23 protein-coding genes and 1 tRNA gene are annotated in these 19,217 nt (G+C 63.5%); 13 read left to right on the top strand and 11 right to left on the bottom strand.

Features of this window, described 5'->3' with window-relative positions:
* Nucleotide 1 precedes the first annotated feature (1 nt).
* The 4 genes from HHL13_RS00005 to HHL13_RS00020 all read left to right on the top strand — a co-directional run bounded on the left by HHL13_RS00005 (nt 2) and on the right by HHL13_RS00020 (nt 2,934).
* Nucleotides 2-78 (top strand) — tRNA-Met (locus HHL13_RS00005).
* A 197-nt stretch (nt 79-275) separates the two neighbouring features.
* Nucleotides 276-1,172, top strand: coding sequence for a TauD/TfdA family dioxygenase (locus HHL13_RS00010; RefSeq protein ID WP_169553749.1), 897 nt, complete (start codon nt 276-278; stop codon nt 1,170-1,172).
* Nucleotides 1,169-1,660: a phage baseplate assembly protein V gene (locus tag HHL13_RS00015; RefSeq protein WP_206376802.1), complete on the top strand. Its 492-nt coding sequence runs from the start codon at nt 1,169-1,171 to the stop codon at nt 1,658-1,660. The genes HHL13_RS00010 and HHL13_RS00015 overlap by 4 nt, the downstream gene beginning before the upstream one ends.
* A gap of 32 nt (nt 1,661-1,692) precedes the next feature.
* Nucleotides 1,693-2,934, top strand: coding sequence for a threonine synthase (locus tag HHL13_RS00020; protein ID WP_169553750.1), 1,242 nt, complete (start codon nt 1,693-1,695; stop codon nt 2,932-2,934).
* A gap of 487 nt (nt 2,935-3,421) precedes the next feature.
* Here HHL13_RS00020 and HHL13_RS00025 read toward each other — a convergent pair whose 3' ends face one another.
* Nucleotides 3,422-4,039 carry a response regulator gene (locus HHL13_RS00025; RefSeq protein WP_169553751.1) on the bottom strand — a complete coding sequence of 206 codons (618 nt, stop codon included), beginning with the start codon at nt 4,037-4,039 and terminating at the stop codon, nt 3,422-3,424.
* Between the two features lie 364 nt (nt 4,040-4,403).
* On the opposite strand from HHL13_RS00025, the gene HHL13_RS00030 reads away from it, so the two are divergent.
* From HHL13_RS00030 to HHL13_RS00050, 5 genes are all read left to right on the top strand, one after another.
* On the top strand, nt 4,404-5,975 hold the full coding sequence (locus tag HHL13_RS00030) for a PAS domain S-box protein (RefSeq protein WP_169553752.1): 1,572 nt from the start codon (nt 4,404-4,406) through the stop codon (nt 5,973-5,975).
* 70 nt (nt 5,976-6,045) lie between these two features.
* Nucleotides 6,046-6,738, top strand: coding sequence for a response regulator (locus tag HHL13_RS00035; RefSeq protein WP_169553753.1), 693 nt, complete (start codon nt 6,046-6,048; stop codon nt 6,736-6,738).
* Nucleotides 6,739-7,057: 319 nt separating this feature from the next.
* Entirely contained in the window at nt 7,058-8,092 is a 1,035-nt protein-coding gene (locus HHL13_RS00040; protein WP_240953578.1) for an alpha/beta hydrolase, read from the top strand.
* Nucleotides 8,085-9,230 carry a PAS domain-containing sensor histidine kinase gene (locus HHL13_RS00045; RefSeq protein WP_206376803.1) on the top strand — a complete coding sequence of 382 codons (1,146 nt, stop codon included), beginning with the start codon at nt 8,085-8,087 and terminating at the stop codon, nt 9,228-9,230. The genes HHL13_RS00040 and HHL13_RS00045 overlap by 8 nt, the downstream gene beginning before the upstream one ends.
* A gap of 74 nt (nt 9,231-9,304) precedes the next feature.
* On the top strand, nt 9,305-9,679 hold the full coding sequence (locus HHL13_RS00050; protein ID WP_206376804.1) for a response regulator: 375 nt from the start codon (nt 9,305-9,307) through the stop codon (nt 9,677-9,679).
* 51 nt (nt 9,680-9,730) lie between these two features.
* Here the strand turns inward: HHL13_RS00050 and HHL13_RS00055 are convergent, their stop codons facing one another.
* From HHL13_RS00055 to HHL13_RS00070, 5 genes are all read right to left on the bottom strand, one after another.
* Nucleotides 9,731-10,834 carry a calcium:proton antiporter gene (locus HHL13_RS00055; RefSeq protein WP_169553754.1) on the bottom strand — a complete coding sequence of 368 codons (1,104 nt, stop codon included), beginning with the start codon at nt 10,832-10,834 and terminating at the stop codon, nt 9,731-9,733.
* Nucleotides 10,835-10,844: 10 nt separating this feature from the next.
* Nucleotides 10,845-11,009 (bottom strand): hypothetical protein, encoded by a 165-nt coding sequence (locus HHL13_RS00060; protein WP_169553755.1) that lies wholly within the window; start codon nt 11,007-11,009, stop codon nt 10,845-10,847.
* Nucleotides 11,009-11,935, bottom strand: a complete 927-nt coding sequence (locus tag HHL13_RS00065; RefSeq protein ID WP_169553756.1) for a transglutaminase family protein — start codon at nt 11,933-11,935, stop codon at nt 11,009-11,011. The genes HHL13_RS00060 and HHL13_RS00065 overlap by 1 nt, the downstream gene beginning before the upstream one ends.
* A 174-nt stretch (nt 11,936-12,109) precedes the next feature.
* Nucleotides 12,110-12,238 (bottom strand): hypothetical protein, encoded by a 129-nt coding sequence (locus HHL13_RS22675; RefSeq protein ID WP_277346977.1) that lies wholly within the window; start codon nt 12,236-12,238, stop codon nt 12,110-12,112.
* A 110-nt stretch (nt 12,239-12,348) separates the two neighbouring features.
* A complete protein-coding gene (locus tag HHL13_RS00070) occupies nt 12,349-12,699 on the bottom strand; it encodes a DUF1508 domain-containing protein (RefSeq protein ID WP_169553757.1) in 351 nt (116 codons plus the stop codon).
* Between the two features lie 168 nt (nt 12,700-12,867).
* Here HHL13_RS00070 and HHL13_RS00075 point away from each other — a divergent pair, with 168 nt between their 5' ends.
* From HHL13_RS00075 to HHL13_RS00085, 3 genes are all read left to right on the top strand, one after another.
* Nucleotides 12,868-13,113, top strand: coding sequence for a hypothetical protein (locus HHL13_RS00075; RefSeq protein ID WP_169553758.1), 246 nt, complete (start codon nt 12,868-12,870; stop codon nt 13,111-13,113).
* 155 nt (nt 13,114-13,268) lie between these two features.
* Nucleotides 13,269-14,891 carry a chaperonin GroEL gene (gene groL / locus HHL13_RS00080; protein WP_169553759.1) on the top strand — a complete coding sequence of 541 codons (1,623 nt, stop codon included), beginning with the start codon at nt 13,269-13,271 and terminating at the stop codon, nt 14,889-14,891.
* A 32-nt stretch (nt 14,892-14,923) separates the two neighbouring features.
* Nucleotides 14,924-15,133, top strand: coding sequence for a hypothetical protein (locus HHL13_RS00085; protein WP_169553760.1), 210 nt, complete (start codon nt 14,924-14,926; stop codon nt 15,131-15,133).
* Between the two features lie 3 nt (nt 15,134-15,136).
* Here HHL13_RS00085 and HHL13_RS00090 read toward each other — a convergent pair whose 3' ends face one another.
* The 5 genes from HHL13_RS00090 to HHL13_RS00110 all read right to left on the bottom strand — a co-directional run bounded on the left by HHL13_RS00090 (nt 15,137) and on the right by HHL13_RS00110 (nt 16,818).
* Nucleotides 15,137-15,466, bottom strand: a complete 330-nt coding sequence (locus HHL13_RS00090; protein WP_169553761.1) for a DUF6481 family protein — start codon at nt 15,464-15,466, stop codon at nt 15,137-15,139.
* Between the two features lie 78 nt (nt 15,467-15,544).
* Entirely contained in the window at nt 15,545-15,751 is a 207-nt protein-coding gene (locus HHL13_RS00095; RefSeq protein ID WP_116841228.1) for a cold-shock protein, read from the bottom strand.
* Nucleotides 15,752-15,902: 151 nt separating this feature from the next.
* Nucleotides 15,903-16,181, bottom strand: coding sequence for a hypothetical protein (locus tag HHL13_RS00100; protein ID WP_169553762.1), 279 nt, complete (start codon nt 16,179-16,181; stop codon nt 15,903-15,905).
* A 190-nt stretch (nt 16,182-16,371) separates the two neighbouring features.
* Nucleotides 16,372-16,560 carry a hypothetical protein gene (locus tag HHL13_RS00105; protein WP_169553763.1) on the bottom strand — a complete coding sequence of 63 codons (189 nt, stop codon included), beginning with the start codon at nt 16,558-16,560 and terminating at the stop codon, nt 16,372-16,374.
* Nucleotides 16,561-16,596: 36 nt separating this feature from the next.
* Nucleotides 16,597-16,818, bottom strand: coding sequence for a hypothetical protein (locus HHL13_RS00110; protein ID WP_169553764.1), 222 nt, complete (start codon nt 16,816-16,818; stop codon nt 16,597-16,599).
* Between the two features lie 313 nt (nt 16,819-17,131).
* Here HHL13_RS00110 and HHL13_RS00115 point away from each other — a divergent pair, with 313 nt between their 5' ends.
* Entirely contained in the window at nt 17,132-19,204 is a 2,073-nt protein-coding gene (locus HHL13_RS00115; protein WP_240953579.1) for a catalase, read from the top strand.
* Nucleotides 19,205-19,217: the final 13 nt, after the last annotated feature.

A 19,217-nucleotide genomic window follows, 5' to 3' on the forward strand; every position in this document is an offset into this window, starting at 1 on the left:
CCGCGGGATGGAGCAGCCCGGTAGCTCGTCAGGCTCATAACCTGAAGGTCGTAGGTTCAAATCCTACTCCCGCAACCAACACCACAATCGCAACAAACCCCCCATAACCGACGCGGGGATTTTATTGCCTGAAGCACGGGCATCGACCTCACAAGAAGGCCGCTAACCTCCGGGTTGGCGGCCTTCTTGCGTTTTGGGCCCGGCTGTCGGACATTCTCCGCTCGCGGGCGCACCATCCCCGGCCTGACCGGGCCGCGGGAGCAAGGAGAGCTGACATGGCGAGTGCGCTGTTTGCCGAAACCGACCTGACCGAACGCGCCGCGCGGCGGGGGATCGTCATTACCCCCTCGACACCGACGATCGGGGCCGAAATCTCGGGCGTGGATCTCGATGCGCCGCTCAGCGACGGCGAGGCAGAGATCATCCGCGATGCCTGGCTCAGCCGGAAGGTCATTTTCTTCCGCGACCAGGACATCAGCCATGAGAGCCATTTGCGGCTCGGGCGGATGTTCGGCGAGCTCGAGGGGCATCCGGTGATCCCGCATGTCGAGGGGCATCCGCATATCCTGATCATTCGCGGTGTCGAGGGCGTCACGCCGACGCCGGAGACGATCGAGCCGTTCAAGGCGTTCAACAAATGGCACACCGACGTGACCTTTCGCGAGCGTCCCTCGATCGCTTCGATCCTGCGGATGCGGCTGATGCCGGCGCAGGGCGGTGACACGATGTGGGCGGACACCGCCGCGGCATGGACCGGTCTGCCGCAGGCGGTGAAGGACCGGATCGCCAACCTCGATGCCGAGCATGACATCGTCCGCAGCTTTGGCGGGCGCGTGACTGAGGAACGCCGCGCCCAGCTTGCCCGGGACTTCCCCGCTGTTCGTCACCCGGTGGTGCGCACCCATCCGGAGACGGGCGAGAAAATCCTCTACGTCAACCACACCTTCACCAGCCGCATCCTCGACATCCCCGCGGAGGAGAGCGACCAGCTGCTCCGGCTGCTGTTCGACCGGATCAAGGTGCCCGAATATCAGGTCCGCTTCCGCTGGACGCCCAATGCGATCGGCATCTGGGACAATCGGTCGACCCAGCATTATGCCGTCGGCGATTACTGGCCGCAGGACCGGGTGCTCGAGCGCGTGACGGTTTCCGGAGACGTGGTGACGCGATGAGGCAGTTTTTCGGCAAGTATCGCGGCAGAGTGATCGACAATGTCGATCCGCTCATGATCGGCAGGATTCAGGTTTCGGTGCCGTCGGTGCTTGGCGAAGTGATGTCGGCATGGGCGATGCCTTGCGTGCCATATGCCGGGATGCAGGTCGGGTTCTGCATGATCCCGGACATCGACGCCGCGATATGGGTGGAGTTCGAGGGCGGCGATCCGGACTATCCCATCTGGACCGGCTGCTACTGGCGCGAGGGCGAGCGGCCGATGGAGGCCGCGATGCCCGAGAACCGGATCATCCAGACCAATTACGCCCAGTTGCGTCTCGACGATTTGCCGGGCGAGGGCGGGTTCACGCTCCGGGTCGGGGATCCGGCGGTCGCCACGCCGATCACGCTTTCCGCCACCGGCAATGGGTTCAGCATCGCGATCGGGGAGACCGTGTTCAGGCTGGACGAGAGCGGGACGCTGATCGCGCAGGAATCGGGCGGCTAGCCCTGCGCGGCATCGCCGCCTAAGCTTTCGCCATGCTTCACAACGACAATCTCACCGCCGAACGGGCCACGTTCGTCACCCATCTCGAATGTTCGATGACTGGGGAGCAATATGAGGCGGACCGGCTTCATGGACTTTCGAAGGTGGGGCGGCCATTGCTGGTGCGCTATGATCTGGCGGGCGCCGGCAAGGTTCTGAACAAGGACGTGCTCGCGGGGCGGCCCGCCGATCTGTGGCGGTATCGCGAGATATTGCCGGTCCGGCAGACCCGGAACATCGTCAGCCTGGGCGAGAATGCGACGCCCATTATCGAACTGCCCGCGGTGGCGCGGGAGGCAGGAGCCGGTAACCTGTGGGTCAAGGACGAGGGGCGGTTGCCGACCGGATCGTTCAAGGCGCGGGGGCTGGTGATGGCGATCGCGATGGCGAAGGAACTGGGCGTCACCACCATCGCGATGCCCACCAACGGCAATGCCGGGGCCGCCGCGGCGGCCTATGCCAGCCGGGTGGGGATCGAGTCCGTCATCTTCTGTCCGGCCGATACGCCCGAGATCAACGTTCGCGAGATCGCGGCGCAGGGGGCGCGGGTGTATCGCGTCAACGGATTGATCGATGATTGCGGCAAGCTGGTCGGGCAAGGCGCGAAGGAACGTGGCTGGTTCGATTTATCTACCCTGAAAGAACCATATCGGATCGAGGGCAAGAAAACGATGGGCCTCGAACTGGCCGAGCAGCTTGGCTGGGAGCTGCCCGACGTGATCTTCTATCCCACCGGCGGCGGCACCGGGCTGATCGGGATGTGGAAGGCATTCGACGAGATGGAAGCGCTAGGCTGGAGCGGATCGAAGCGGCCCAGAATGGTCGCGGTGCAGGCCGAAGGCTGCGCGCCGATGGTGCGGGCATGGGAACAGGGCGAGCGCCACGCGACGCGCTGGAACGACGCGCACACCATAGCGATGGGCATCCGCGTGCCGCAGGCGGTGGGCGATTTCCTGATCCTCGATGCCGTGCGCGCATCGAACGGCTTTGCGATGGCGGTGAACGACGAAGCGATCGCGCGGGCGGTGGACGATGCGGCGCGCAAGGACGGGTTGCTGCTCTGCCCCGAGGGCGGGGCGACGCTGGCCGCGTGGCGCGAAGCGATCGCGAAGGGGCTGATCTCGCCTGACGACCGCGCGCTGCTGTTCAACTGCGCGACGGGGCTGAAATACCCGATGCCCGATCAGTCGAAGACGCTCGAAAAGGACGGGCCGATCGACTTCGCGATGCTGTGAACGGCGCGGAGAGTGGAGGGAGTTTTGGCAGGCGTGGTGTTTCGTGCGCCTGATCCGGTTGACACGGTTGACACCAATATTGCGAAAAACCGGAGGCGCTCAAGGTGCCGGGCGCGCGCCTTTTAGCGCCCGATCCTGCAAGGCGCTGTTTATGAGGCAAACGGTTTCAAAGAGCGGCCCCATCATTGCGGGCGGTGTGAGCCAAGCAGGTGGAATCCAACATTTCAAGCGGGGCCTTCGGTTGCGAAAGGCATTGTGCTCCGGGTCCCTGATGAACTGGGCCGAGAACCCACGCACAACCGCTTTCGGCGGAAGGGCCAGACGTCCGAAACTGGGTGGGAAGCGGTCGTTTGAGTAGCTGACCGCGCAAGACCGCTTTTGGGCCGTAAGGCTGCCGAAGGCTCACCACGCAGATTAGCAGCGGGGCGGACAATTCGAGGTTGAAATTGAGCTTGGTTGAGGACCCCGCGCGAGGCGCGGTGCACAGTCACGCCGCGCTCGCCTGCTCCGCGACAAAAACAAGCTGTAGCGCCTCCGCCAACGATCCCACATTGAGCTTCACCATCAGGTTCGCGCGGTACACCTCGACAGTGCGGGGGCTGATCCGGAGGGTCCACGCGATCTGCTTGTTCGAATAACCCGCGGCAAGGCCGGCAATCACTTCGGTTTCGCGCGGAGTCAGGAGCGCAAGGCGGGCGACGGCCGCATCGCGGCCCCCCACTTCGGTGGAAAGCTTGTCGAGCTCAGTGAACGCCAGGTCGAGGCACATCATCAAGGCGGCTGAGTCATAGGGCTTTTCGATGAAGTCGAACGCGCCCGCCTTCATCGCGTCGACCGAGCGGTGGACCGCACCGTGTGCGGTCAGCATCATTACGACGAAACGCTGCGAGATGGCTCGGATAGCGTTCAGCACGGCAATGCCGTTCGCCCCCTTCATGTGGAAGTCGAGCAGAACGACCCCCGGCTCCAGTTGGTCGAACTGGTTGAGAAAATCCTCGCCGGACGGGAAATTACGCACAACATAGTCGGGCTGGCGCGAAACCAGGCGGCAGAGCGAAGCACGGACAGCCTCGTCATCGTCCACGATATAAAGATTATGCAGCATTCGGGCATCCCCTTCTACAATGGCGTCATTTCCAAGCCAAGCTGGATTGCGGTCTGCTAAAGTACTGAGCGGACTATGGCTTAGGTAATGAGCCCGGTCGGTGTGGCCGTCGATATGGCAGTAACACCAAGTCCGCGGTCCTAACCGTACAGCATTACTACGGTGCAGACTGCGGTCTGGCCTGTGCATAGCCGTGTTTATACGATGCGCCTGCGCGGCGATTGCGATACAGTAGCAATACCGCATTGGCTCGCAGACGCACGACGCGCATCTACACGCCGATAAAGGAGCAACGCGTGCCGGCATCCCGTAAAGAGTCCATCCAGCTTGTAGCAGCGATACTGGCCGGGCAGGGAGCGGCACGATGCTGAAGCAGGCCCTTGCGGCACTGTCCGGGAGCAAGACCGGCGACCGGAGGTCGGCGGTGGATCTCAGGCTTGAGGCCTCGTTCGAGCAGGCCGCAGTGGGCATGGCGCATGTCGCGCTCGACGGGCGCTGGCTCCGCGTCAACGAACAGTGCAGCGCAATCATCGGCTACAGCAAGGATGAACTGCTGGGGGGAAGTTTCCAGAACATCACGCATCCCGAGGATCTGCCGCAGGACCTGGCCCAGGTCGAACGGCTATTGTGTGGTGAGGCTGAGCGTTACTCGATGGACAAGCGCTATATCCGCAAGGATGGCGGCAGCGTTTGGGTGCACCTGACCGTCACGCTGATCCGTGACAGGGGCGGCTCGCCGGACTTCTTTGTAGTCGTGATCCAGGACATAAGCGACCGCAAGCATGTCGAGGCCAGCCTCGTCGATAGCGAGGCGCGCTATCGCGCGATTTTCGACAGCGCTGTGGAGGCGATCGCCGTAATCGACTCCTGCGGTACGATCCAGTCGATCAATCCGGCGGCGCAGCGCATCTTCGGCTACGCCCCCGCCGAACTGATCGGCAAGAATGTCCGCACGCTAATGCCCCAGCGGATCGCCCGAGAGCATGACGCCTATCTCAATCGCTATCGCACCACCCACGAGCGCGCGATCATCGGGATCGGCCGCGAGGTGGAGGGAATGCGCAAGGACGGGACGCCGCTCTCGATCGATCTCTCGGTCGCTGAATGGGAGCGCGCCGGCCAGACCTTCTTCACAGGCATTATGCGCGACATCACCCCGCGCCGGGAAGCCGAAGCGGCATTGCGGACAAGCGAAGAGCGTCTGCGCTCGCTTCAGAACGAATATGCGCATCTCGCCCGCGTCAACGAAATGGGCGAGATGGCGGCCGCAATCGCGCACGAGATCAACCAACCGTTGACCGCGATTGTCAACAATCTGAACGCCGGGCTTTATGCAGGCAAAGAGGGTCTCACCCAGGGCGCATTCGACGAGGCGCAGGAAGTGATGGTCGCCGCCTCGGAGCAGGCGTTGCGTGCCGGAGAGATCGTCCGCCGGCTTCGCGAGTTCGTCGGCAAGAGCACGGGGGAGCGGCGCGTCGAAGCGATCGACACACTGGTCGATGCCGCGAGCGGGCTGGCGTTGATCGATGCCGCGGCCAACGGTATTCAAGTCGAACGGCTCACCGGTGCCGAAGGCGTCCAGGCTCGCGTCGATGCCGTGCAGATCCAGCAAGTGATCGTGAACCTTATCCGTAACGCGATGGACGCGCTCGTTACACTCCCGCCCGGGCTTGAGCGCCGCATTAGCATCGCGACGAAGGTGATCGAGAAGAACAGTGCCGTCGAAATCCGGATCGCGGACACCGGCCCCGGCATTCCAGAAGAACTCCGATCGACCGTGTTCGAACCCTTTTTCACCTCGAAGGCCAAGGGCATGGGGATGGGGCTTTCGGTCTGCCGCCGCCTGATTGAAGCGCATGATGGATCGATCGCGCTTGAAGCACCGGGCGGCACGGGTGCGACTTTCCGCCTGACATTGCCCCAATATCGAGCCTGACTTAAGTTTTGATGCAATCGCTATCCAACTTGTTGCGTATCCGTGTTGATACTTAGTCGCTTGAATCGTAGTGTTCGCCGAGAAGGCGGTTATGCCGAGAGGATGCATCTTTATAGTCGATGATGACCAGGCCGTTCGCGAGTCGACGGCTAGATTGCTGCATCGTGCCGACTATTCGACGCAGGCCTACGATAGTGGCGACAGTTTCTTGGTGGCATCGCTTCCAAATGATATCAGCTGCGTGCTGCTCGACCTTCGCATGCCGGGTACCGATGGGCTGGGAGTGCTGCGCATCATGGAAGCGCGGGGAAACATGCCCCCGGTCGTGGTGATCACCGGCCATGGCGACATTCCGCTCGCGGTAGAAGCTATGCGGCTCGGCGCGTCGGATTTCCTGGAAAAGCCTTACGTGCCCGAACGGCTGTTCGAGACGATCGAAAAGGCGGCGGCAACTCGGCTGGGCAAGCGCGAAGCGCGGACAGTCGATCCCGAGGCGCAAGCCGTACTCAAGCGCCTTTCATGGCGGCAACGACAGGTACTCGCCGGTATCCTGTGCGGCCATCCCAACAAGATCATCGCCTATGAACTCGGCCTCAGCATCCGCACGATCGAAGCCTATCGCGCGCAATTGCTCGTTCGCCTGCAATTGCGCGGAACCGCCGAGGTTGTGAAGTTCGCGCTCGCCGCCGGTCTCGACGCATCGGAATTCGGTCGGACCAAGGATGGGATTGAGGAAGACGGCGGGGACGAGCAGTTCATCTAGACGTTGATCTGACGTCAGATGCGCCGGCCTTTGACCCGATGAGGTAATTCTTCGTCAGCGCTGAAGGAATGGCAGGTCTCGGATCGCCTATCCGCGACCGGATCGAAAGGGTTGAGGACACAAAGAAGTCCGTAGCCGGTATGTCCGCTCTTGGGTCGGTTGCTGCCTGGCAGCTTCCGGCGGACGCTCCCGGAAAGCGGACGGTTCGCGCGTCCGTTTCCATCCTGGCGGGACGGCAGTTCGTCGGCCCGACTTCTGCCGTTTATGACTGATCGGCCAATGGCCAGACCGTGTACCTGAGAACCCGGCGCAAACTCTGATGCGTGACGACGCGTTGGATCCATCGGATCTGTTCGAGCCAGCCCGCAAGGCAAAAAGCACTGAAGCGACTCCGGAATCGGCCGCGATAAAGCCAAGGGTGCGATTTACACGGGTTCTTAGAGGCTTGCGCACGTGTTATCTGTCCAGATGGCGACGAGAAATCTCGGCCAACGGACCGGAGCTGACCGCCAATGACGACATCGCTCGAAGTGCCGGCAGCATGATGCGTGACGCGTCAGATAGCCGAATCATGCTCAACCGCCTGAATGTCAGAATAGACGGAGCGGGGCGCCGAACGATGGTGTTCGCCCATGGCTATGGATGTGACCAGAATATGTGGCGTCTCGTCGCGCCCGCATTCGAAAACCGGTTTCGTACGGTGCTGTTCGACTATGTTGGGGCAGGCGGGTCGGATATCTCTGCCTATGATGCCGACAAATATGGGTCGCTTGAAGGCTATGCCGACGACGTAATCGACCTGGCCGGCGCCCTCGGCATCACCGACGGCGTGTTTGTCGGTCACTCGGTGAGCGCGATGATCGGCTTGATCGTCGCGCGCCGCGCGCCGCAGCTCTTCTCGACGCTGGTGCTGGTGGGCCCTTCGCCCTGCTACATCGATAGCGGCGACTATGTGGGTGGCTTCAGCCGCGAGCAGATCGACGAGCTCCTCGCGTTTCTGGACAGCAACCACATGGGCTGGTCGCAGGCAATGGCGCCCGTGATCATGGGCAATGCCGATCGGCCGGAACTGGGCGACGAGCTCGCCGCCAGCTTCTGCCGCACCGATCCTGACATCGCAAAACGGTTCGCCCGGGTGACTTTCCTGACGGACAGCCGCGCCGAGCTAGGCGCAGTGGATGCGCGCGTGCTGGTTCTCCAGTGCCGCGAAGATGTCATCGCGCCGCCATGCGTCGGCGATTTCGTTCGGCGAGCCATTCCCGGAAGCAGCCTGGTCACGCTCGATGCGACGGGTCATTGTCCCAACCTGAGCGCGCCGGACGCCACGATCGCGGCGATCGAAGCCTTTGTCTGAAGCCTTGCACCATCAGATCGATACCGACGGTGCGATCGACTTCGAAGACCTGTTCGAGACAGCCCCGTGCGGCTATCTTCTGACCGATCGCGACGGTCGCCTCGTGCGCGCGAACCGGACCTTCGCGAATTGGATCGGCTCCAGCCCGGACGCGCTTTGCGGCAAGCGTCTCCCCGAACTCCTCACGGTTCCCGGCAAGATATTCTACGAGACTCATTTCGCGCCGACGCTGCGCATGCAGGGCCGGCTCGACGAGATCGCGCTCGACCTCGTCACTGCGGACCAGCGCAAGCTTTCGGTGCTGGTGAACGCCAGCGAAGCGCGCCGTGCCGACGGCAAAGATATCCAGGTCCGTTTCGCCGTCTTCATGGCGACCGAGCGCCGCGGGTACGAACGCGGTTTGATCGAGGCCCGCAACAAGGCGGAAGCGGCGGTCGCCGACGAGCGCGCGGAGTCCGAGCTTCGCGAGCAATTCATCGCAGTGCTTGGCCACGACCTGCGCAATCCGCTTGCATCCATCAGCAGCGGCATTCAGATCCTGGCGCGGGAAAGTTTGAGCGAGCGCGGCAGCAAGGTCGTGGCGCTGATGAGCGGCAGCATCGTGCGCGCCGGGGCGCTCATCGACAATGTCCTCGATTTTGCGCGGGGCCGCCTTGGCGGTGGCATTACGCTGTCCCTGGACGCCAGCGAGCCGCTCGAAACCGCTCTTCGCCAGGTCGTCTCTGAGCTTCAGTCGATCTCGCCGGATCACGAGATCGAGGCAAGCTATGAATTGGTGGAACCGATCATCTGTGATCGCGTGCGGATCGGCCAGCTATTGTCGAACCTCCTGGGCAATGCGCTCACCCACGGGGCGAAAGATAAGCCCGTACGCGTCGATGCTTCCAGCGCTTTGGGTGACCTCACCATCTCGGTTTCGAACGGCGGGTCGCCAATCCCGCCTGCCGCGCTCGAGAAGCTGTTCCAGCCTTTCTTCCGAGGGCATGACCGGGTCCGACAAGGTCTCGGTCTCGGATTGCACATCGCTTCGGAAATCGCGCGTGCCCATGGCGGCAGCTTGGTCGCCCGCTCCGATGAGAACGCCACAACCTTCCTTTTCACCATGCCGCTCGCCAAAGTCGAGGAACCTGGCGAGTGATGTACCCATAAGCGCCGCTCCCGCGTTGAGGAGCAACCAAAATGGCCGGGCACTTCCCGGGCGGAGAGCCGGGAATGTCGATCGACGATGCAAAAATGACCGTTTTGGTGGTCGAGGATGATGCGCTGATACGCATGCACGGCGTCGACATCCTGGGAGATGGCGGCTTTCACGTGCTTGAGGCGGGCAATGCCGACGATGCCCTCGTCATTCTGAGCGACGGCGCGGACGTACAGCTGCTGTTCTCGGACATCGACATGCCGGGCAGCATGAATGGCCTGAATCTCGCTCGCGTGGTTTGCGACCGCTGGCCTGCGATCCATCTGCTGCTAACCTCCGGCCAGCACGGGCGGCTGGACGGAGATTTGCCGGGGCGGGCTCGCTTGGTGCGTAAGCCGTGGTCATCGCAATCGCTCCTTGACCGCGTGCGCGACATGGTGGCGGTGTGACGTGCTAAGGCTCAGAAGCCAAGGCACCGGGGAAGCATAACGCCGGCGCCGTCATGGGCTGAACACCAGCACGAGGAAGACGGCGAATAGCGAGAGGTGCACCGCCCCTTCCAGCATGGTGGTTCGCGTGCCGGAGAAAGTGAGGGTGTTGAGCATCAGCGTCACCCCGAGCAGCACCATGTTGGCGGGCGAGACGCCCAGGATTACCGGCTGCCCCGTCGCCAGGCCGATGAACAGCACGGCCGGCACCGTCAGCCCCAGCGTCGAGGTGGCGGCACCGAGGCACAGGTTGATCGCCCGCGTAAGCTGGTTGGCAGCGACTGCGCGGAGCGCCGAAATGCCCTCGGGCGTGAACACGATCAGCGCGATCAGGATACCGCCCAGCGCGGTCGGCGCACCCAGCACTGCGATGCCATGATCGAGCAGTTTCGCCAGATCCTTCGAGAGGATCACGATGGGCAGGATATTCGCGAGAAGCAGCAACACGCGGCTGGCGGTTGAGCCGGGCGCAGGCTCGACATGGGGTAACGGGGTCGCGGCGTCTTCGCACGCCTGTTGCCCCACCGCGACGAAGAAGCCGCGATGCCGGCCAGTCTGGAGCCACAGAAAGCCGATATAAAGCGCGATCGTGAAGGTTGAGAAGAACAATGCCTGGGGCAGAGACAGCATGCCTGTCGCGTTGGACGTCGTGAAATTGGGTAATACCAGCGCGATCACGCTCAGCGGGATGATGACCGCCAGATAAGCGGTCGCACCCTGAAGATTGTAACTTTGTTGGTGGAAGCGGAGGCCGCCGACCAAAAGGCACACACCGACCACACCGTTGAGCACGATCATGAGCACCGCGAACATCGTGTCGCGGCCCAATGTCGGCACGGCCTTCGCGCTCAGCATGACCGCGCCGATCAGCGCCACCTCGATGATGACGATCGACAGGGTAAGCACGAGCGTCCCCAGCGGCTCGCCCAGGCGCCTGGCGACTTCCTCTGCCTCGTGCACCACACCGAACGCCGCCCACAGGATCACTGCCAGCAGCCAGACGAATAGCAGCGCCGTGATTACGGGATGTGTACCGACCATCCGCACCGGGTCGGCGAGGAGCATCGCGGCCACGGTCGTCCAGGCAACCGATAGGCGGATCGATCCCGGCCTCATCGTTACCGGCTCATCGATGCGGCGGTTTCTGTTTGAGCGACTGGTTCCGCGCATAAATGCGTGCTTCGCGGCGAAGCCGGCGCTCATATTGGCGCTCGGGCCGTTGGTAGAAATAATGGGCTATAATCGCTGCAATAAACAGCGTGGCGAACAGAATCAGGCCATAGGCGATCATCAGTCTCGGTTCCATTTCATATCTCCCGCCGTCCGCGACTGCGACCCGGCAATGTTCAAATTGTCTGCGCTCACGGTGACCTTCACCGTCATATCGATCAGATCCTCCGGAGCTCCGGTGTAGCGGCCCGCGAGCGGTGGAATCTGCGCAATGTTCCGCGCCACCGCGACCGGCACCAGGTTCGCTCCGCCCATCCGTGAATTGGTAGGATCGAAGGCGATCCAGCCCGCGCAGGGGAGGTAGATCTCCGCCCAGGCGTGAGTCGCGCCATGTTGGGGCGCGTGATCGTCACCCGGAGCGGGGGGATCGTAGAGATAGCCGGAGACGGCTCGCGCGCCGAAGCCAAGATGGCGTGCAGCCTCGATGAACAGCGTCGCGAGATCGCGGCACGCGCCGGATGCGCGGTCGAGCGTCTCCAACGCCGATTGCGTACCTTCCTCGTGCCGCTCGCCATAGGCGATGCCGGCGCGGGCCGCGCTGTTCAAGTCCTGGAGCAGGGCGAGAGTGTCGGTCCGCTCCCCTGCGACGATTGCCCGCGCCCAGGCTTGCAACCGTCCCTGCGGATCGGGATGCTCGGGCACCAGCAATGCCCCCAGGTCCACGCGCTCGTCGTGCGAATAGGCAAACGGATAATGATGCGCGTGCGGAGCGATCGGAAAAACCGGCCAGGCGGCTGCGCCCTGCTCGACCACCAGCTGTGCGGAAACGGTGAGCATATCGGCCATTTCGGAGAAGCTGGCAGTCGCGATCAGGTTGCCGAACACATCCTGTGTCCATTCGACGTCCGCAACGGGGGAGCTGCTTATCAGAGTCCTGATCGGCTTGAGATCATGGCTAGTCCGCGGGCTCAGCATCATCCGGTGCGGGAGCAGCGTCACTGCCCGCGCATAACGGTAGGTCGTCTCATGACAGATGGTGAGCAGCATCGCGTTCGGTGCCTCCCGGACACCCCGTCCGTTCCGCGCGCGACATGCGTACGGAGCCAGGCAGCGTGAAAGGAGTTGGCGGTCCGCAAGACCTCAAATCCGTCGCAGGCGACGATAGCATCCCCGATATGGGGACTGCGGAGATAGCCGGCAATGCTCGCGGGCTTTTTCTCGTCAGTCGCGCTTCGACGGAATTGGAATCGGGCTTCCCTTCAGCGACGGCGCGGACGCGTTCGCCTTGGGTGCCTCCAGCTTCTTGGGCTTGCGGACTTCCCGATTGCTCTTGCGTTGTCCCTTGGCCATGGGCTCGCTCCTTCCTGGCGTTCGAGCCTGGCGGCCAACGCTCTGACCCGGATTGGAGCAGCGGTTCCAGCCTAATCCACGGCGGGCGCGGGCGCCACCATAATCGCCGGTCAGTCAGCAGGAGCACGTACCGTTGCCGCGCCGGCTCCGCTGCGCAATGCCGAAACCGCCGCCTCGCACGCACGCTGGCTGGCATAGCCACTGCTGACGGCGATCGATTGTCCGGATGCCGAGCAGAAGCGCCACCGCCAATCTCCCCCGGAGAACAGGATGGCAGTCAGGCTGACGCGTTCGGCACGATAAATCTCGAAATAGGGCTCGTCGACCGGCTGAGGGCGGAACCGACCTTCACCCACGGGCTTAGCGTCCGGCGAACGGCCGAGGCGGAACAAGGCCGCTGTGATGTCCAGGGGCAGTTCCCCGGCATCGCAGCGCGGTGGATCGAATTCGCTGAAGGCCATGCTGGAAGGCACAAGATCTCTCCCATAGAACAAGCGGGAGCAATCCGTTTCTCTCTGGCGTCGCGCGCTCGTGAAAAGATCTGCGACGATGGTGCATATATAGCAGCATGCCACGCACTTGACCATGCTACAAAGCTGTCGAGCACGGGGCTCGCAAGGAGAAAGCGCGTGTCGACCCGCACCACTCGCAGCACGGCCACCTTCGCGTCGTCCTTTCGGCTGAAAGGCGTGGACGAACTCCTTCCCCCCGGCACCTATCAGGTCGAGACAGACGAGGAAGGCGTGGAGGGGAACGAGCGCACCGTCTTCCGGCGGGCCGCCACGCTCTTCTACGTGCCCACCGCATCGGGCACGCGAGTCTGCACCGTCGATCCCGACGATCTTGCCGCTGCGCTTGCCGCCGACAGCCGGTAATCCGGGGCCGCCACTTGCTGCGGGACGCGGCAGTGCCCACATATACCGTCATGGGCTCGCGAACGCAGCGAGCCTGTTCGCATAGCGGCGGCGCTGGCCTCCGGTTGTGACAGCGACGACCCGTCGCGGCCCAGTAACCGATCGGCCCGGAGCCAATGGCAGCCAAGGACATACGATTCTCGCGCGATGCGCGGGAAAGCATCGCGCGCGGCGTCGACCTGATGGCGGACGCAGTACGCGTTACGCTGGGCCCGAAAGGCCGCAACGTGGTGATCGACAAGGGCTATGGCGCGCCCCACATCACCAAGGACGGCGTTACCGTCGCCCGGGAAATCGAACTCAAGGACCGGTTTGCCAACCTCGGGGCGCAGATGCTTCGCGCCGTCGCCACGCGGACGCAGGACCATGCCGGCGATGGCACCACCACCGCGACGGTGCTTGCTCAGGCGATCGTGCGCGAGGGGATGAAGTCGATCTCGGCAGGTATCAGCCCGATCGAAATCAAGCGCGGCATCGACATCGCCGTCACGCGGGTTGTCGAGGAATTGAAGGTGCGTTCGCGTCCCGTCTCAAATAATAAAGAAATCGCCCAGGTGGGCATCGTCTCTGCCAACGGCGATGCCGAGATCGGAAACATGATCGCCGCGGCAATGGACAAGGTCGGCAAGGAAGGCGTGATCTCGATCGAGGATGCGCGCGGCACCGAGTTCGAGCTCGAAATCGTCGAGGGGATGGAATTCGACCGCGGCTATCTCAGTCCCTATTTCATCACCGATGCCGCGAAGCTGACCGTCGATCTGCACGAGCCGCACATCCTGATCCACGACAAGAAGCTGTCGGATTTGCACGCGCTGCTTCCGGTACTAGAGGCAGTCGCGCAGTCGGGTCGCCCGCTGGTCATCATCGCCGAGGATGTGGAGAGCGAGGCGCTCGCCACGCTGGTGGTCAACAAAATGCGCGGGAGTCTTCAGGTCGCCGCGGTCAAGGCGCCCGGTTTCGGCGATCAGCGCAAGGCGATGCTCGAAGATATGGCGATCCTTACCGGCGGCACGCTGATCGCGCCGGACCTCGGCATCACGCTGGAGAGCGTCACGCTCGACATGCTCGGCACCGCACGCCGCGTGACGATGGACCGGAACGACACCGCGATCATCGGCGGCGCGGGCAATCCCGCAGCGATTGCAGGCCGCATCGCTGTGCTCAAGCAGCAGATCGCACACAGCACGAGCGACTATGACGAAGGCAAGCTCCAGGACCGTATGGCCAAACTGGGCGGCGGCGTTGCGATCATCCGCGTCGGCGCTTCGACCGAAGTGGAGATGCGCGAGCGCAAGGACCGTCTGGACGATGCGCTGCACGCGACACGTGCCGCGGTGGAGGAAGGCATATTGCCCGGCGGCGGCGTGGCATTGCTCTATGCGTCGCGGACGCTCGGCGGGATGAAGGGCGAAAACGACGACCAGACACTCGGCATCGACATTGTCCGCAGGGCGCTTTCGGCGCCGCTGCGCCAGATCGCCGAAAATGCCGGATTCGAAGGTGGCGTGATTGCCGGCCGGTTGATCGACGGCAACGACCGCGAGGTCGGCTTCAATGCGCAGACCGGCCGCTATGAAGATCTCGTCATGGCAGGGATCGTCGATCCCACGCTGGTCGTCCGATCGGCATTGCAAGACGCCGCATCGGTCGCAGGACTGCTGCTTACTACCGAGGTGGCGATCGTCGGCGCCTCTGAAAGCTCACCCGCAACCCAGGCAATGGCACCAGCCGGCTTCTGATCCGCCGGCCACGAACCCCAGGAGTATCTGCGATGTCACGAATTCCCGTTCGCCCCTATCTCGTCACCAAGGACGAGGCAGGCACCTTCCGCGTCACCGTGCGGACCACCCGCTTCACTTCGCAGGGTTATCCGCTCGTCTCGGCCGAAGTGCTGGACAATGCGTTCAAGACGCAAAGGGCCGCGAGGACGTTCGTACGCGAGGTGTATAGTGGCGAAGCCAGCGACATCGCCATCAAATAGCTGTTACTTGCGCGCCTTGCGGGCGGCGTAGCGCGCGTCGCGTTCCGCCTTCCGCTCGGCGTCGCTTTTCACCGGAACCATCGCGGCTTCGGCCGCGCGGGCCGCGGTCTCGGCCGCCAGTGCGCGTGCGTCGGACGCCGCCTGCTTTTCGGCTGCGCGCCGGGCACGCTGCGCGGCCTGAGCGGTCTCGCGCTTGATTGCCACAGCCTTGCGGTCGGCAACCTGCCCCTCGCTGGGTGCGGGCTTGGCGCGGAGTTGCGCCAGCGCCTTCAGCTTGGCGGTGCGGGAAAGCGCGGCGCGCTCGTTGAAATCGGGTGCTCGATAGGCTGTCATCTTGGACTTTCTGCAACGGACGCTGAAAGGGCGGACCCGGCACATGCCGGATCCGCCCCGTTCAATCAGGAAACCTGATCAGGCTGCCTGGAGATTCACCGCGGACGACTTGCCGCGCTGGTCATTCTCGATCTCGTACGACAGGCGCTGGTCCGCATTCAGCGTTGCCATGCCGGCGCGTTCGACGGCGCTGATATGGACGAAGCTGTCATTGCCGCCGCCCTCGGGCGAGATAAAGCCATAGCCTTTGTCGATATTGAAGAATTTGACGGTGCCGATGGGCATGGAATGTTCCTTTCGCGAACATGCGTTTGTCCGCACGCAACTGCGCACGGAGCCAGGAAGCGAGAAAGGGAAGGGTCGGCCCGGAAGCGTCGGCCTCCGTCGCAGGCGACGATAGCCACACGGATATGGGGTGGCGGCTGCGATATGCAACCTAGATGCGAACGTTCCCCGTATCGGCGAAACCGCGATCGGGATTCTCGCTGAAGCCGCGGTCCTTGGAGGCGATCAGTTCGAGCGCCATCGCTGCGTCCATCACGCCCTGTTGTCGCAGGGCCGTCCGCTTGTCGCGCTTGTCTGCGTCCAGCGCCTCCTTGGCCCAGGCCGCGGCAGCGGTCGTCGCGATGTCGCGGACATTGGGGAGCACGGCATTGGCAGCAAGTGCGAGCTGGCGGGTTTGCTGGGCGCGGCACATGATGGCAGTGGGTTTCATGACTTGTCCTTTCGAGACGGAAGATCGGCGATTGGCGGTGAGCTATTCGGCACGGCCAGCGCGCCAGGGCAGGCCCGGCAGGCGAACCATGTCCCGTCCGCACCGCGTGCAGACGCTCACAAAGTGGCCGCGATCCCAATGGTTGCGCGCCGGATCCGGGAGATGGGTCCCGAACAACCGATGGAGGAGCTCAAGCACTGACGGCGCTTCCACCGGCCGGCACGCGCTTCGCGGCCGCTAGCGCGTCCTTGAGCGTGGTGTAGCGAAAGCCGTTCCAGTGGAAATACGCCACGGGCACGCATTCGATGCCATAGGCCGCCATCAATTCTTCAGCGTTCTCGGCATCATGCTCAGGCACGACAGCAAATTCGGTGCTCATTCGGAATTCCTTGGTGCGGCTGTAGCCGGAGAAAATTCAGCTGACGCGCTGCTGTGCCCACTGGCTGCGCGTGACCGCGCCAGTCAGGACCTTCGAGCCATAGACCCGGGCCACCGCCGCCGCGTCATCCGCATTGACGAACACGACGCGAGTCCCGCTAGGGACAAGCGGTTCGATGGCGCTGATGATCGCTTTGAGCCTGGCTGAAGTCGCGATGACGTGATTGATCGCCGCGTCGATATTGACGGCGCGCGTCACGATGGTTTGCCCGATCCGGCGGTCGGCCGGGCGATCCTCGGATCGGGTTCGGGCGAGCGGAGAAGGGGCGGTGGCGAGATCTGGGGCATGCACGGCTCCACGCAGAGCGGGAGCACGAACCATCTCTCAGTCGCATCCATGCTCGTGGCAAGTTGGAGCGATGCACATCATATGGGGTGCCGCGCGCGCATTACGAGTGCCGCCACCGCCGCAGTCTCCCAATTCGCAATATTTCTCGGACAGCCGGACATTCCCCGCCACCGAAGCGTTCTCCTCCCGACTTGCCGGATCATCGGCGACAAGGGAATTTTCATTGGCAATCAAGGACACGCGCAACGCCGGCAACGGCGGCGAAACCCATCAGCGCGCCGAAGGCGATGCGCCCGCCCTGACCACGAACCACGGCGTTCCGATCAGCGATAATCAGAACAGCCTGAAGGCCGGCACGCGCGGCCCGACGCTGCTCGAGGATTTCGTCCTTCGCGAGAAGATTTTCCATTTCGACCATGAGCGTATTCCGGAGCGGATCGTGCACGCGCGCGGCTCGGGCGCTCACGGCGTGTTCGAGGCGACGGACGACATCTCGGATCTGTCCAAGGCGGTGGTCTTCACCAAGGGCGAGAAGACCGAAGTGTTCGTCCGCTTCTCGACCGTGGCGGGCGGCGCCGGCTCCGTGGATACGCCCCGCGACGTGCGTGGTTTCGCCGTGAAATTCTACACGCGCGAAGGCAATTGGGATCTGGTCGGCAACAACATCCCCGTCTTCTTCATCCAGGATGCCATCAAATTCCCCGATCTCGTACATGCGGTGAAGATGGAGGCCGATCGCGGCTATCCGCAGGCCGGCAGCGCGCACGACACCTTCTGGGACTGGGCAAGCCTGATGCCCGAGACCACCCATATGCTGATGTGGGCGATGTCCGATCGCACCCTGCCGCGGTCGCTGCGGATGATCGAAGGCTTCGGCGTCCACACCTTCAAGCTGGTCAACGCCAAGGGCAAGGCCAGCTTCGTCAAGTTCCACTGGAAGCCGCGCCTGGGGCTGCAATCGACGATCTGGGACGAAGCGCTGAAGCTTCAGGCCGCCGACAACGACTATCATCGGCGCGACCTGTTCGAGGCGATCGACACCGGTGCCTTTCCGCAGTGGGACCTCGGCATCCAGGTGTTCGATCAGGCCTTCGCCGACGCGCAGCCCTACGACGTGCTCGACGCGACCAAGCTCATCCCCGAGGAGGATATTCCTGTCCGCCTGATCGGTACACTGACGCTCAACCGCAATGTCGACAATTTCTTCGCGGAGACCGAGCAGGTCGCCTTCCTGCCCAGCAACATCGTGCCGGGCATCGATTTCTCGAACGATCCGCTGCTCCAAGGGCGGCTGTTCAGCTATCTCGACACGCAGAAGTCGCGTCTCGGCACCACCAATTTCCACCAGATCCCGATCAACACGCCGCGTTGCCCCTTCGGCAATTTCCAGCGCGACGGGATGATGCAGACGATGGTCCCGAAGGGCCGCGCAAACTACGAGCCCAATAGCCTGGCCGACCACGGCGAGGAAGGCGGGCCGCGTGAGACCCCCGTCGGGTTCGCCACGACCAACGCAAGCGCGGGTCCCGACGAGCAGGGCGAGAAGCTGCGCGTGCGAGCGGAGACCTTCTCCGACCACTACAGCCAGGCCCGGCTCTTCTACCGGTCGCAGACCGAAAGCGAGCAGGCGCATATCGCTTCGTCGTTCGTGTTCGAGCTTTCGAAGGTCGGCCTGCTCGACCAGGTGCCGCCGCGGATGGTCGCAAACCTGCGCAACGTCGACGAGGGTCTGGCGAAGCGCGTCGCCGCCGGCCTCGGCATCCCGCTGCCCAAAAAGGCGGCGGCCGCCCGGGAGCCGGTCGACATGGAGGTCTCGGACGCCCTGTCGATCCAGAAGAACATGAAGCCAACGCTCCAGGGGCGTGCTGTCGGCATCCTTATTGCCGACGGAACAGAGGCCGCGGAACTCGCCGCGCTGGTCGCGGCGGTGGACAAAGCCAAGGGAAAGCCGGTGATCGTCGCACCCAAGGTCGGCGGCGCGAAGCTATCCGATGGATCGCTGCAAAAGGCTGACGGCCAGCTGGCAGGAATGCCGAGCCAGCTCTTCGACGCGGTGGCGGTCGTTCTGTCTGAGGCGGGCTCCGCCACACTTCTGAAGGAAGCAGCAGCGGTCGAGTTCGTGATGAATGCGTTCGGGCACCTCAAGGCAATCGGCGCCAGCGCTGCAGCCAAGCCGCTGCTCGACAAGGCCGGCGTGGTGCCGGACGAGGGCGTGACGGACCTTGGCGGCGCTTTCGTCAAGGCGGCCAGCCAGCGCTTCTACGCGCGGGAGCCTTCGCTCCGTACCCTCGCATGACCGCCGCCGTGGG

Origin of the sequence: Sphingomonas sp. G-3-2-10 (assembly GCF_012927115.1) — a bacterium.
Lineage (GTDB): Bacteria > Pseudomonadota > Alphaproteobacteria > Sphingomonadales > Sphingomonadaceae > Sphingomonas.